The sequence below is a fragment of the Staphylococcus hyicus genome (assembly GCF_000816085.1).
Taxonomy (GTDB): domain Bacteria; phylum Bacillota; class Bacilli; order Staphylococcales; family Staphylococcaceae; genus Staphylococcus; species Staphylococcus hyicus.
The window spans coordinates 2414628-2429862 of record NZ_CP008747.1; the positions used below are offsets into that span (position 1 = coordinate 2414628).

13 protein-coding genes and 2 riboswitches are annotated in these 15235 nt (G+C 37.8%); of the genes, 8 read left to right on the top strand and 5 right to left on the bottom strand.

From position 1 onward, the window contains the following. Window positions 1–173 precede the first annotated feature (173 nt). Window positions 174–1625, top strand: a complete 1452-nt coding sequence (locus SHYC_RS11485; protein WP_039647285.1) for an ATP-binding protein — start codon at window positions 174–176, stop codon at window positions 1623–1625. A gap of 263 nt (window positions 1626–1888) precedes the next feature. Here the strand turns inward: SHYC_RS11485 and guaA are convergent, their stop codons facing one another. Genes guaA through xpt form a run of 4 tightly spaced genes read right to left on the bottom strand, consistent with a single transcriptional unit; the run spans window position 1889 to window position 6802 of the window. After that, entirely contained in the window at window positions 1889–3430 is a 1542-nt protein-coding gene (gene guaA, locus SHYC_RS11490) for a glutamine-hydrolyzing GMP synthase (protein ID WP_039647288.1), read from the bottom strand. Window positions 3431–3450: 20 nt separating this feature from the next. Continuing rightward, window positions 3451–4917: an IMP dehydrogenase gene (gene guaB / locus SHYC_RS11495; RefSeq protein ID WP_039647289.1), complete on the bottom strand. Its 1467-nt coding sequence runs from the start codon at window positions 4915–4917 to the stop codon at window positions 3451–3453. A gap of 35 nt (window positions 4918–4952) precedes the next feature. Then, complete coding sequence (gene pbuX / locus SHYC_RS11500; protein ID WP_039647292.1) at window positions 4953–6221, bottom strand: xanthine permease PbuX; 1269 nt, start codon at window positions 6219–6221, stop codon at window positions 4953–4955. Then, a complete protein-coding gene (gene xpt, locus SHYC_RS11505) occupies window positions 6221–6802 on the bottom strand; it encodes a xanthine phosphoribosyltransferase (protein WP_039647294.1) in 582 nt (193 codons plus the stop codon). The genes pbuX and xpt overlap by 1 nt, the downstream gene beginning before the upstream one ends. Window positions 6803–7034: 232 nt before the next feature. Further along, window positions 7035–7137, bottom strand: a riboswitch (purine riboswitch). Window positions 7138–7372: 235 nt separating this feature from the next. Between xpt and SHYC_RS11510 the strand changes: the two genes are divergently transcribed. The 5 genes from SHYC_RS11510 (at window position 7373) to SHYC_RS11530 (ending at window position 12108) form a co-directional block, all read left to right on the top strand. Then, a complete protein-coding gene (locus SHYC_RS11510; protein WP_039647296.1) occupies window positions 7373–7783 on the top strand; it encodes a general stress protein in 411 nt (136 codons plus the stop codon). Between the two features lie 152 nt (window positions 7784–7935). Beyond that, window positions 7936–8610 carry a hypothetical protein gene (locus SHYC_RS11515; protein ID WP_039647298.1) on the top strand — a complete coding sequence of 225 codons (675 nt, stop codon included), beginning with the start codon at window positions 7936–7938 and terminating at the stop codon, window positions 8608–8610. Window positions 8611–8722: 112 nt separating this feature from the next. Continuing rightward, window positions 8723–9325 carry a DNA-binding protein gene (locus SHYC_RS11520; protein ID WP_039647301.1) on the top strand — a complete coding sequence of 201 codons (603 nt, stop codon included), beginning with the start codon at window positions 8723–8725 and terminating at the stop codon, window positions 9323–9325. A 24-nt stretch (window positions 9326–9349) separates the two neighbouring features. Beyond that, window positions 9350–9453: riboswitch (TPP riboswitch) on the top strand. An 83-nt stretch (window positions 9454–9536) separates the two neighbouring features. Next, the gene (gene thiO, locus SHYC_RS11525) at window positions 9537–10643 is read left to right on the top strand and encodes a glycine oxidase ThiO (protein ID WP_039647303.1); all 1107 of its coding nucleotides are present in this window, start codon (window positions 9537–9539) and stop codon (window positions 10641–10643) included. A gap of 73 nt (window positions 10644–10716) precedes the next feature. Further along, the gene (locus SHYC_RS11530) at window positions 10717–12108 is read left to right on the top strand and encodes an L-cystine transporter (RefSeq protein ID WP_039647305.1); all 1392 of its coding nucleotides are present in this window, start codon (window positions 10717–10719) and stop codon (window positions 12106–12108) included. Window positions 12109–12290: 182 nt separating this feature from the next. On the opposite strand, the gene SHYC_RS11535 is transcribed toward SHYC_RS11530, so the two are convergent. Further along, window positions 12291–13046, bottom strand: a complete 756-nt coding sequence (locus tag SHYC_RS11535; RefSeq protein ID WP_039647307.1) for an NADPH-dependent oxidoreductase — start codon at window positions 13044–13046, stop codon at window positions 12291–12293. A gap of 142 nt (window positions 13047–13188) precedes the next feature. Between SHYC_RS11535 and SHYC_RS11540 the strand changes: the two genes are divergently transcribed. Next, complete coding sequence (locus SHYC_RS11540; RefSeq protein ID WP_039647309.1) at window positions 13189–13965, top strand: 2-keto-4-pentenoate hydratase; 777 nt, start codon at window positions 13189–13191, stop codon at window positions 13963–13965. A 395-nt stretch (window positions 13966–14360) separates the two neighbouring features. Then, window positions 14361–14930, top strand: a complete 570-nt coding sequence (gene ahpC, locus SHYC_RS11545; protein WP_037565060.1) for an alkyl hydroperoxide reductase subunit C — start codon at window positions 14361–14363, stop codon at window positions 14928–14930. Window positions 14931–15235: the final 305 nt, after the last annotated feature.

Genomic DNA, 15235 nt, shown 5'->3' on the forward strand with positions numbered 1-15235 from the left:
AACCTCCTCAATAAGACACAACCATTTATCGTTTATAGATGATTAGGTGTTGCGTGATATAATGAATCAAGTAGGTCATTCAGACTCTAACACAACTCTACAGATAGACTCACATGTAAATACATAAAAGGATAAAAATATGATGAATAAACTTGAAGCGGTGGGGATATAAATTGAAAGAAGAATATTTAATAAATGTAGTTAATGAAAAAATTACAAATGGTATCGAAGACACTGTTACAGAATTTAAAGTTAACAATAAGGAACCTGATATGATTGGAGAATATATTTCTGCATTAAGTAATTCAGCTACATTAGCAGATAAAGATTATGCATATGTTATTTGGGGTGTTGAAGATGAGAAAAAAAGCATAGTTGGTACCGAATTCAATCATAATGAAATTAAAGTAGGTAACGAAGAGTTATTAAGTTGGTTAAATAGAGTAATAAAGCCTTCTCTTCATTTTAGTTTTCACAGTATTCAAATAGATGAACATAACCTTACAATTCTACGTATACCTAAAGCTACACATCAACCTATTGCGTTTAAATCAACAGAGTATATTAGGATTGGTTCATACAAAAAAAAGTTAAAAGATTTTCCTGAAAAAGAAAAAAACCTTTGGAAAAAATTTCAACATTTACCTTTTGAACTTCAAATAGCAATGGATGTTGAAAACTATGATGATATTTTCGAATTATTAAATTATTCATCTTATTTTAACCTATTAAACCAACCTGTGCCAGATAACGAACATTTAATAATAGAAAACTTTATTAATGATGATTTAATAAAAGAAAAAGATGGTAAAATATCAATCACAAATTTAGGTGCCTTATTATTTGCTAAAAACTTAAATGATTTCAAACATCTAAAAAGAAAAGCACCTCGTGTTATTAAATACAAAGGGAACAGTAAAGTTGAGACCTTACATGAACAAATAGGTATAAAAGGATATGCTGCGGGATTTGAAGGTTTAATCAAATATATTAATAATCAATTACCTAGAAATGAAGTTATAGGGGAAGCTCTTAGAAAAGAAGTACCTATGTATCCTGAACTAGCTGTAAGAGAATTAGTAGCAAATGCCCTCATTCATCAAGACTTTACTGTTGGTGGAACCGGACCTGTAATTGAAATATTTGAAAATCGAGTTGAAATTGTTAATCCAGGAACACCACTAATAAAAGTAGAACGATTACTAGATTCTCCTCCTAAATCAAGAAATGAACTTCTAGCCTCTCTTCTTAGACGAATGGGAATCTGTGAAGAACGAGGCACAGGGATTGATAAAGTAGTAGCTCAGACTGAAGCTTATCAATTACCAGCACCAACTATTGACTTATATGATGAACACGTAAAAATCACTTTATTATCATATAAAGATTTAAATGATATGAGCAAAGAGGAAAAAATACATGCAACTTATATGCATGCATGTTTAAAATATGTGGAGAAAATTTATATAACAAATCAAACACTAAGAAAGCGTTTTGGTCTTGATGACAAACAGAATTCTGTTGCTTCTAGAATTATTAAAGAAGCTCTTAATGATGGAGTTATCAAGCCTGTTGACCCTGACACTAGCCCTCGCCACATGAAATATAAACCATATTGGGCTTAATAAAAGTTTACTTGCACGTTACTTGCACGTTGCTTGCACGTTGCTTGCAAAATCCGATGTTAAATTGTAATAACCCTTGATACTATGCGGTTTCCTTGTATTAATTTTACTTGCACGTTACTTACATATGTATTTACAATTAATAATTCGAAAAAATATTTTTTAGCTATTACTACGTAAACACTTTGTCGTATCTCCCACCCTCAATCCACAAAAACAACCCTCTAACCATTGCGGTTAAAGGGCTGTTTGTTTTCGTATTATTATTCCCACTCGATTGTGCTTGGGGGTTTTGATGTGATGTCATACACGACGCGGTTAACGTGATCCACTTCGTTTACGATACGTGTTGAGATTTTTTGTAGAACTTCCCAATCGATACGTGCGAAGTCACTTGTCATACCATCAATTGACGTTACGGCACGTACACCGACTGTGTAGTCATACGTACGGTAGTCTCCCATTACACCAACTGAACGGATATCTGGTAATACTGTAAAGTATTGCCAAATGTCACGCTCTAAGCCTTCTTCACGGATGACTTGGCGTAAAATCGCATCGGATTCACGAACGATTTCTAATTTTTCTTCTGTGATTTCACCTAGGACGCGGATACCTAATCCTGGACCTGGGAATGGTTGTCTCCAAACGAGGTGTTCTGGAATACCTAATTCGATACCTAATGCACGTACTTCATCTTTGAATAACGTGTTGATAGGTTCGATTAATTCGAATTCCATATCTTCTGGTAAGCCACCTACGTTATGGTGAGATTTGATCGTTTGTGCAGTTTTTGTTCCTGATTCGATGACGTCTGTGTAGAGTGTGCCTTGTGCAAGGAAGTCTACGCCTTTTAATTTTGAAGCTTCATCATCGAAGACGTAAACGAATTCGTTACCGATAATTTTACGTTTTTGTTCTGGATCTGATACGCCTGCAAGTTTTGACATGAAACGGTCTTGTGCGTTCACACGAATGATGTTCATGTTGAAGCCTTCACCGAATTGTTCCATTACCATGTCGCCTTCACCTTTACGTAAAAGACCGTGGTCAACGAAGATACATGTTAATTGATCGCCTATCGCTTTGTGTAATAATACCGCAACTACAGAGGAGTCTACCCCACCGCTCATTGCGCAAAGCACGCGACGGTCGCCGACTTTTTCACGGATTTTTTCGACTTCGATATCGATGAAGTTTTCCATCGTCCACTCGCCTGTACAGTTACATACGCGACGTACAAAGTTACGTAATAAGTCATTACCAAATTCTGTATGACGCACTTCTGGGTGGAATTGTACACCGTAAATACGACGTGATTTGTCTTCGATGGCCGCATATTGGGTGCTTGGGCTATCTGCAATCACTTCAAAGCCTTCTGGAATTTCGATGACTTTATCAGAGTGACTCATCCAAACCGTTTGTTCTTCTGGTAAACCGAAGAATAACTCGTCTGATTTTGCGTTGATCGTCGCTTTTCCGTATTCACGTTCGTTCGCACGCTCAACTTTACCACCTAATAATTTTGTCGTTAATTGCATACCGTAACAAATGCCTAATACAGGAATACCTAAGTTGTAGATTTCCGTATCAATAGTAAACGCATCCTCTGCGTAAACAGAGTTTGGTCCACCTGATAAAATAATCCCTTTTGGATTCATTTTTTTAATTTCTTCAATTGAAATTTCGTGATCGTGTAATTCACTGTACACGCCCATTTCACGAATACGACGTGTAATCAGTTGGTTATACTGACTTCCGAAGTCTAGGACAAGAATTAGTTCTTGTTCTTTTGCCATTTCCATAATGTGTACTCCTTTATCCCTTAGAATGAGTAGTTTGGTGATTCTTTTGTAATTTGAACATCATGTGGGTGGCTTTCTGCTAGACCTGCAGCACTCATTTTTGTAAATTGTGCTTCTTCACGTAACGTTTCTAAGTCTTTTGAGCCTGTGTAACCCATACCGCTCTTCACGCCACCAATTAATTGATAAATCGTATCTTGTAATGGTCCTTTGTAATCAATACGTCCTTCAACACCTTCTGGAACGTACTTTTTAGGTGTTTTATCTTCTTGGAAGTAACGATCGTTAGAACCACTCGCCATTGCACCTAATGAACCCATACCGCGGTAAACTTTGTATTGACGTCCTTGGAACATTTCAACTAATCCTGGGCTCTCTTCAGTACCCGCAAGTAAGCTACCAAGCATAACCGCATGTCCGCCTGCCGCAAGGGCTTTTACGATATCACCAGAGAATTTAATACCGCCGTCTGCGATGATTGTTTTTCCGTGATTCTTCGCTTCAGTTGCACAGTCGTAAATTGCTGTGATTTGAGGTACACCTACACCTGCAACAACACGTGTTGTACAAATTGAACCTGGTCCGATACCTACTTTCACAACATCAGCACCCGCTTCAAACAATGCTTTTGTCGCTGCCGCTGTCGCCACGTTACCTGCAATCACTGTCACTTCAGGGTATTTTGCTTTGATTTCTTTCACTTGATTAATTACACCTTGTGAATGACCATGCGCTGTATCGATAACCAAGGCATCCACACCTGCTTCAACAAGTTTTTCTGCACGAATGCCAGTATCTTTCGCAATACCGATGGCTGCCGCTACAATAAGACGGCCATGACAGTCTTTTGCTGCATATGGGTATTCATTCACTTTTTCGATATCTTTAATCGTAATGAGGCCTTGTAAAATACCGTCTTCTACTAATGGAAGTTTTTCAATTTTGTGGTCTTGTAAAATCTTCTCAGCTTCATCAAGTGTTGTACCTACTGGTGCTGTCACTAAGTCTTCTTTTGTCATAACATCAGAAATTTTGATTGAGAAGTCTTCAATAAATCTTAAATCACGATTTGTTAAAATACCGACAAGTTTGCGTGATGTTCTATTGTCTACAATTGGCACACCTGAAATACGATATTTACCCATTAATGCTTCAGCTTCATATACGCTTTCTTCTGGTGTTAAATAAAATGGGTCTGTAATTACGCCATTTTCAGAACGTTTTACTTTTTGTACTTCATCTGCTTGGCGCTCGATGCTCATATTTTTATGAATGACACCTAAGCCACCTTGACGTGCCATAGCAATCGCCATTTTTGATTCTGTTACCGTATCCATACCTGCTGATACAATCGGTATATTTAATTGAATACGCTCTGAAAGTTTGACGCTTAAATCTACTTCTTTCGGTAATACATTTGATTCTGCTGGAATCAGTAATACGTCATCAAACGTTAGTGCTTCTTTAACAAACTTGTTTTCCCACATTTTTCGTATAGCCTCCATTCAAATTGATAGTTATATTATTTCACATTTTCTTCGTTTTGTTGATAGTTTAGACCATTAAAAAATAAATTCAATATAATTGCAGAAATTGTACCTAAAACGATCCCATTTTGAGTAAACCATGCAAATTGATCGCCAAGCGCTTTAAACGCCTCTGGTACTGCTGTAATCCCTGCACCGAGACCGACCGAAATCGCGATGATCAATAAATTATTTTGGTTTTTAAAATTGATATCACCGAGGATTCGTACACCGTATGCCATCACCATACCGAACATCGCTAACATCGCACCACCTAAGACAGACAATGGAATAATATTCGCAAGTGCGCCAATTTTAGGTATGCATCCACAAATGATAAGCATGATGACCATGCCGTAAATGACGTCATTTTTCTTTGCGCCTGACAATGATACAAGACCGACATTTTGAGAATACGCGGTATACGGAAAGGCATTAAAAACGGCACCTAACGTAATGGCAATCCCTTCTGCCATATATCCTTTTCTAAAATCTTTACGTTCAAGTGTGCGCCCTGTAATTTGACTCAATGCATGATAAACCCCTGTAGATTCAATCAAACTGACGAGTGCAACAATAAAAAAGACGACAATGGCGCCAAAATCAAATGCAAAACCGTCAAAGCGGAATGGGCGTGGCAATTCAAACCAGTGTGCTTGACCAACTTGCGCAATATCGACAAGTCCTAAGAAACTTGCGATTACTGTCCCACTCACTAATCCTAATAAAATGGCGATAGATTTAATAAATCCTGTCGCAAAGCGTTGAATGACTAAAATAATCACTAATGTCACTACACCTAAAAGAATATGCTTTACTGAACCGTAATCTTTCGCACCTTGACCACCGGCGATATAATTCATCGCAACAGGCATCAACGTAATTCCAATGATTGTAACGACACTTCCTGTTACAACTGGGGGAAAGAAGCGTACAAGATAAGCAAAAAATGGCGCAATCACGATAACCAATAGTCCTGATGCAAACAGTGAACCGTATAAGACGTCCACGCCTTTAGACTGCCCTATCATAATCATTGGTGCAACGGCAGTAAACGTACAGCCTAACACCACCGGCAGTCCAATCCCGACGCCACGATACACTTGTAAAAACGTTGCGACACCACACATGAAAATATCAACAGTGACGAGAAACGCAATTTGTTCAGGTGTGAACTTTAAACTTGTCCCAACTATAATAGGCACAAGAATCGCACCCGCATACATTGCCAAGAGATGTTGTAAACTTAATAAAAATCTTTTCATTATGCTTGATCTCCAACTAATGTAATTTTGTTGCCTTGAAGAGAGGCGATTTGACACAGTGACGATACATTCAATCCTGCTTCTTCAAGACGTGTGCGTCCTTGTTGGAAACTTTTTTCTACTAATATCCCTACACCTACTGTTGTCGCGTTTGCTTGTTGTACCAAACGGTGAAGTCCTAGTGCTGCCTCGCCATTCGCTAAAAAGTCATCGATAATGAGTACGCGGTCATCGGGTGATAAAAATTCTTCTGAAATGATAACCGTACTCGTTTTATTTTTCGTAAACGAGTGCACATCTGTTTGATAAAAACCTTTATTCAATGTGCTCGGTTTTGCCTTTTTCGCAAAGAGACAAGGGACATCAAAATGCAATGCTGCCATAATGGCCGGGGCAATACCCGAGGCTTCAATCGTTAAGATTTTTGTGACGTTTTCATGCGCAAATTGTTCATGAAAGACTTTTCCTATCTCGTGCATCAGTTCAGCATCAATTTGATGATTTAAAAAACCATCCACTTTTAAGATTTTTTCATCAATGACAACGCCATCTTCAATGACTTTATTTTTTAACCTTTCCACTTCGGTTCCTCCTCAATTTTGGTCAAGATAATAAAAAAGCCCAAAACTTCAGAATATAGTTTTAGGAACGAGTAAGTGAAATACAGTTGTAAATGCGACACATGTGCATGCTGCAGTGAATCTAAATGAAACAGAGCCTGTTCATCAGATGATACTGACTGGTCAATGCAGAACATGTTTCGCCAAAAATATCATTAAAGTATATAATATTCCTTAATGATACAAAGCATTACATTGATTTTCATTTACTCATAGTCACATTGTTTAAGGCAACGTGGTAGAAACTTCTAAAGCCATATTCTTCAGATTATATGAGTGTGATAAATTATTTAATGATAATAGCAAATTTGGACTTAATACGCAATACCATCGCGTCAAATCAATTGTTTTCAGAAATTTATGTAAATTAATTGCAGAATAATGTCATCACAAGGCATAATATAATGGAAGCGTAATCATAATTTTTAAAGGAACACTTATGTTATTCGCATTGTTGTGAGAAGGTAAAAGATTAATTGCGATTAAACATGGGTAAAACTAAAATGAATAACATTAACGGAGGCGTCAATTATGGCAGAATTTAAAGTAGCTCGCACAGAAGAAGATGCAATTGAAGTCGTAGATTCTTTTTTAAGAAACGGATATAAGGAATCAGAAATCGTAGTCATTAGTAAAGAAAAATTAAAAACAGATCGATTCAATGATTGTCAAATTCAACACAAATCGACTAACGGTACAATCAGTGATAAATTCATGCGTATGTTTATCGGTGAAGACGCTGAAAGTGCCGCATTAAGTCGTTATGATTTTGGCGAAGAAAAAACTGAGGACTTAAAACAAGATTTGAACAATCATAAAATTGTTGTCATCGTTCAAAAAGACACTATTAAACATGGTGAAGTCACGCAAAACAATGCCGCTTATGTTGAACCTTCAACAGATAAACATAAGCCTTCTGAACATAAAGGCGACATCGAGTGAACGTCTATCCACCATTTATAATCATTATGGAGTCAAAAAGGACTGGAACATGTTAAAAAGTTCCAGTCTTTCTTATGTGAGTGCCATCCTCTTACAAAGCCAGTTATTGAATATCTGTGCTATACTGTTAACAATTAAGAGAGGTGAACACAATGAAATTTGTACAAATAAAATCTACCCAAGATCAATGGTATGAACCCGCACTCGATTTTTATATGGATAAATTAGACCCCCTCGTGACTGAAGACGAGTCTGTCTTTGTTCAATCTCTAAAGACCGAAAAGACACATCATGATTACGTGTTTCTAGTTGGTATTGAAGATGCGCGTGTAGTGAGTTTTGCGACTGCACATTATGAAGCAACAACCAACACAGGTTTTATCGTGTATTTAATTGCAGAACCTGGCGAACATCGTGAAACTTATTTGGCCGAAACATTAGAAGAAGTCGAAAAAGGGATTAATCGCTTATCCAATCAACTGCATGGTCGTGACGTAAACTTCTTTATGTTTGAATCTACACTTGAAAATCCTGAAGCCGATGCAAAAACGACGGAAGATATCGCATTCCGCCGTCAATTTCTTACAAGTCATGGATTTGAAAAACAAACGCAAATCCCTTATATTCAACCTTCATTGGACCGTAAAGGAAAACCAGTGCCACTTGATTTATATATCAAAGCAAACATTCCTTTAACGAAAGATATCTATGGAACGAGTGTAAAATCATGCTATATTTTAAAATATGTATTTGCCAATCGCATACCACGACGTGTGATATATCCATTATTAATTAAAATGAATTTGAGTAAAGATATGCATGCCTAAGCCCTTGAAATCGAGTCATAAAGCCGTTACAATAAGGTAGAGGTAAGACTGACGGGTCACTGAACTCAGGCTACCGTAAGTCTAATACGACTGACAGAAAGGATTTATGAACATGCTAACAAAAGAGTTTGCACAAAAATCAGAGCTTAGTGAAAAGCAAGTGCGCAAAATTGTACAGCACCTAGAAGAACGTGGCTACCAGTTGAAAAAAACGGAATACCGTGGACGTGAAGCGACGGATTTCCAAGAAGAAGATATCGAATTATTCCAAGAGATTGCAGAACGTGTTGGACGAACGAACAGCTACGAGCTGGCATTTGAAGAATTAGAAAAAGAAAAAGACTTTTTACAAGTTATTGTTAAAGAGAACAATCAAAACTTACCATCGGATCAACAATTTCCTCAAATGATGCAAGAATTAAAAGCAGAAATCGACAAAATGCGTGAAGAGCGTCAATTATTAGGTCAAATGATTTCTCAAGTTCACCAACAACAAGAAGAGTTGAAATCATTACATACACAGTTGAACAATCAACTTGAAACAAACGCAAAATCTTTAAATGCCATCACTGAAAGTCAAAAACAGCAAGCAGATCAATTATCTAAAACACAGGAAAGTATCGAAACACACACAAAAGAACAACAAGAACTTGTGACAACACTTAAAAATAACCAAGAACAAAAAGGATTTTGGGCACGCTTATTCGGCGTCTAAAATTCAAATAAAATAAATACGCAATACAAGTGCTAGGGGTGCTCTTAAATGAGCTGAGAAAGACGTCATCTTAACTCTTTGAACCTGAAGTGGTTAGTACCAACGAAGGGAAGCCGTATGTGAACACAATTTATGTATCTGGAAAAAGTCTTTTTTCAGATTGTTTCAATACAGGTGACACCTCTTGCACAAGATCGCAGGAGGTTTTTTTATGCAAAAAATAATCATTATCGGTGGCGGCGTGATAGGACTTTCTATCGCTCGCCATTTATCAAACGCATCCTATGCCATTTCTATTATCGATCGTTCTACACCACGCATGAATGCATCTTATGCAGCTGGAGGGATGCTAGGGGCTCAAAATGAGTTCTTCGAAGATACCCCACTCTATCGCTTAGCAATGAAAAGTCGCACATTGATGCCACATGTTGCGCAACAACTCCACCACGACACAGGGATAGATATTGAATTCCAATGTCACGGCCTCATTAAAATCGCGACAGAAGTCACTCATATCGAAAATATCAAAAAACAATTTTCATTTTTAAAACAAGATGACCATGACATTCAATGGTTTCACACTCAAGACTTACGTCAAATGTTTCCGCACTTAAACCCCAATACGACGGCCGCATTTAAAATTCAAGATGATGGTCAAATCCATGCCAACCTTTATACTCAAGCGCTCACAAAAGCGGTAATATCTCAAAAAAACACGCAATTGTATTCACATACTGAAGTCACACACATTGAAAAACATCGAGGTGGCTATACCGTTCATACCTCTCAAGGCGCTATGATGACAGATTTACTGGTTATTGCGGCAGGTGCCTGGAGTGGCCAACTGTTATCAGATATACATATTTCACTACCTACCCGTCCTGTGAAAGGCGATGTGAAGTTAGTCGAAACCCAATCCCCTATTTTAAAGACGACCCTTTTTAATACAAATGGTTGCTATATCGTCCCTAAAAGACACAATCGGTATTTAATCGGTGCCACGTCAGAATGGGACAATTGGTCCACGGTTAATAATGAAAACAATTTAAAATGGCTAGATGACAAAAGTCAGGAAATGCTTCCACAACTACGTCATCATCGTACCATTAAAACATGGACGGGGATCAGACCGATTACGCATCATGAGATACCAATAATGGGTTCACTTAGTCCTAATCTTTTTGTGGCAACAGGTCATTATCGTAATGGCATCCTGCTTTCTCCCATCGTTGGCACATTACTAGCGGGAGCGATTCAAGGTGACACACACGCCGTCCAAACTTTGCAACCTTTTACACCAAATGTGCAACAAAATTAAAAATGTACTTGCTTTTACACCCTTTACCGATTATTCTTATTATATAAATCGGAATTAAAGGAAGCGTGTTGCCATGACTACATTTTTAATTATTCTAAACTTAGTCATCTTCATCATTGCACTTGTTGGATTATGGTGGATGGCTAAAAAACATATAAAATTTCCTAAGCGTGTGTTCATCGCACTCGGCTTAGGAATCCTTCTCGGCTTAATCCTCCATATTTCCTATGGTGCAGGAAGCAAAATCACGACTGAAACGACATCATGGATTAATATCGTCGGTCAAGGATATATTTCATTACTTAAAATGATTGTCATCCCATTGGTTTTTGTATCTATTGTTGTCGCATTTACGAAAATTGATATTGGAGAAAAATTCGCCAAAATGGGTAGTATCATTTTACTATTTTTAATCGGTACTGTAGCCATTTCAGCAATTGTGGGGATTGTTTATGCGTTGTTATTCGGCTTAGATGCCTCTTCGATTGATTTAGGTCAAGCCGAAAATGCACGCAGTTCTGAAATTACGAACCAAGCAAAAGAAATGACAGCAACGACACTACCGGCACAAATATTAGAGCTATTACCTTCAAATCCATTTTTAGATTTTACAGGTGCACGTGCAACGTCGACGATTGCTGTCGTAATTTTCGCAGCGTTTATTGGGTTTGCATTTTTACGTGTGTTGCGTAAAGAACCTGACAAAGGCCACATTTTAAAACGTGGCATCGATGCTGTGTATGCGCTTGTCATGGCTGTTGTAACATTCGTATTACGTCTAACACCTTATGGTATTTTAGCGATTATGATGACAACCATTGCCACAAGTGATTTTGCAGCTATTTGGACTTTAGGTAAGTTTGTAATTGCCTCTTATGCCGCATTGCTCACGATGTATCTCATTCATATGATTATTTTAGCGCTATTAGGCGTAAATCCTCTTCAATTTATGAAGAAAACAGCAGAAGTTATTTTATTTGCGTTTACGTCTCGTTCTAGTGCAGGGGCTTTGCCATTAAACATTCAAACACAAACAGAACGATTAGGTGTGCCATCTGCCATTGCAAATTTCTCAGGTTCATTTGGCCTCTCTATCGGTCAAAATGGTTGCGCGGGTATTTATCCAGCTATGTTAGCTGTCATGGTTGCACCCGTAGCAGGCGTTGAACTGAACTGGCAATTTATTTTAACGTTAATCGTTGTGGTCGTGTTAAGTTCATTCGGTGTAGCGGGCGTAGGTGGCGGTGCAACATTCGCATCGATACTCGTATTATCTGCACTAAACTTGCCTGTCGGTCTCGCGGGTGTCTTAATTTCAGTAGAACCGCTTATCGACATGGGGCGTACAGCACTTAACGTGAATGACGCTATACTCGCAGGTACAGGAACTGCAAAATTAACGAAACAATTAGATGAAGAGACGTTCAATTCTAATCACTATGACGAACTCGCATCACAACATTAAAAAGGTTTGATAGATCAATCACAATTCATTACATGGTCCATCACTAAAATTAAATTTATTAATATAGATAGATAATAACCAACAAAATTCATGTATTATTGAATTTTGTTGGCTTATTTTTAATTAACAGAGATGCTGTGTCTCCCTGTGATGAAAGGGGCTAATATGTCCCCTTTCATTTTTTATTTCTTATTAAATCCTGACATTTGTAACCAGTTCAACATTTCTAAACGTTGTTTACTACTCATAAATTGCGAAATTTGTTCTGACCATGTTTCTGTGCGTTCTCCATTTGTTCGTGCTTTATAATAGTCAGACACCGTCTCATCATAGGCTTCGAGTTGTGCTTCTAATTGCTCCCGATCTGTTTCGTAGCCATCAACATGAAAGACATGTTCAAATGGTAATCGCGGTTTCGGTGCGCCATTTTCATCATCTGCGGGCTCACCAATGGCCATTCCAAATAGCGGGAACGTATACTCTGGCAATCCTAAAATTTCACGCACACGCGTCACATCATTACGTAATGAACCTAAAAACACGATGCCATAGCCCATATCCTCTGCGGTTAAGGCAATGTTTTGTGCCATCAATGAGGCATCTACCGTTCCTACAAGCAAACCTTCTGCTGATTCAAAACTACCTTCTAATTGTGCATCACGTTTTTGACTAATTAAGTGATGTCGATAGTAATCAATGACAAAAACGAGTAAGTACCCATTTTCAACTACATAGGGCTGTCCGGACACTTCTTTTAAAGATTCTTTCTTGTCTAAATCTTCCACACCAATCACAGAAGTCGTTTGAAGATAGCTCGATGTAGACGCCATTTGTCCCGCTTCAATAAGCTTACGAATCACTTCACGGTCAATCGTTTTTGGTTTAAATTTTCGAACCGAATGATGTTGCTTTGCTAACGCATAAACATGTTCTGACATATTTGCCACCCCTATTACCTTTTTTATCATTTTATCAAAATCAAATTTCTTACGCATAAATCTTGTTTCGCATCAACTTGCATTGTGATGAAATAAAAGTTATCCTAATTGTAACAATTTTCTGAATAAAGGGGCAGACACTATGACGCATCACACAAAATCTTTAGCCAAACAACTCCATCAAGCATATTTAAACCATGAACCCATCCCTTTTTTAAACCCTGAGGCTGCGGTAGATGAAACGTTAGGGTATGCGGTACAACAAGAACTCATTCAACAGATTCAATCTGCGACAGGATCAACGATTGCGGGGTACAAAGTGAGTATGACGAGTAAAGAAACACAAGCCTATGCCCACACGCACGAACCAGCATATGGGACATTATTAAGTCATGTCATTAAGGCTTCAAATACGACGGTGAACATACATGATTTATTTTCACCTTTAATCGAACCTGAATTGGTGTTTGAGATTACTGAAGATTTATCCAACCATCCTACTGTTGAAGAAGTACTATCAAAATCTAAAATTGCACCAGCGATTGAAGTGCCAGATGCACGCTATATCGATTGGTTTCCTCATTTTACGTTAGGCGACTTGTTGGCTGACAATACGGCTACAGGTCTTGTCATTGTTGGAGAGACCATCGATGCACCGGATTATGACACCCTTGGACAAATTGATATGACACTTAGCCACAACGATACCCAACTTGCCAAGGGGCAGTCATCTGCCGTTTTAGGCCATCCGGTAAAAGCCATACAATGGTTAGCTGGAAAATTAGCTACACATGGTAAATCATTAAAAGCCGGCCACATTGTATCTTCAGGGACATTTATCACGCCAATTCGAGCTGAAGTCGGTTCCTATAATGTAGATTACGATCATATTGGCAGTGTTAGCGTCACATTTAAATAACCTAAAATTAAAGTAAAGCTTACAGTTTATGTTTGGCTTTACTTTTTCGTATGTCTAAGGACACATCACCACGAAAAACCAGTCCTTTCACAACGAACGGTGTATTAATTGATAAAATGTATATCTAATTGAGAAAATTATATCGTTATTGATAATGAAAATGTGTAAATTGTATTGTTCTCGATGCTTTAGGCCTCACTTTTCCACGATAATTTACATATTCTTTAAAATGCTTTTAAAGTAAAAAAGAGCAATTTCGTTTGACGTCTATCGCTTTTCGTGTATAATAAGAGTCAAGATTAGAATTATTATTAATAAGGAATGATGATAAAGAACCATATCACATCAATTCTAATCAATAATAATCACTATCATTTTTTAGGAGGAATTTCATTATGTCTTTAATCGGTAAACAAATTGAAGAATTTTCAGCACAAGCGTACAACGCAAAAACAGACGAATTCGTTGAGGTATCTCACGAAGATTTAAAAGGGAACTGGAGTGTAGTTGTATTCTACCCAGCTGACTTCTCATTCGTATGTCCAACAGAATTACAAGACGTTCAAAATCACTACGCAAAATTACAAGAGCTTGGCGTAAATGTTTACTCTGTTTCAACTGATACACATTTCGTACACAAAGCTTGGCATGATCATTCAGATGCGATCAGCACATTACAATACGTAATGATTGGTGACCCATCTCAAGCCATCACTCGTAACTTTGACGTTTTAGATGAAAACACTGGTCTTGCACAACGTGGTACATTCATCGTTGACCCTGACGGTGTTGTTCAAGCAGCTGAAATCAATGCTGACGGTATCGGCCGTGACGCAAGCACTTTAGTTCACAAAATTAAAGCTGCGCAATACGTTCGTCAAAACCCAGGTGAAGTTTGTCCTGCAAAATGGGAAGAAGGTAACGACACATTAACACCAGGTTTAGACTTAGTAGGTAAAATCTAAGAAGTTCGAATACTATCTTTTTGATGAATGAATGGCTACACCTATATGCATCTCTAGAATTTTTATCCAATCACCCAAGCAAAATATAAATTCTAGCGTTGAAGAACGATAGAGATACGGGGGTAGATTTATTATACTATCCCTTGCCATTCATCCTATCATTATTATTTTATTCCAATTTTTATTCATAAATATTCCGTTTAGGCACAACAAGAAACGTTTGATTGCCTCCTTCTGAAGGTATTCAAACGTTTCATTATTGCCTGGGCGGGACAGCAATCTTCCCATTGAATGAGATTGTTGTC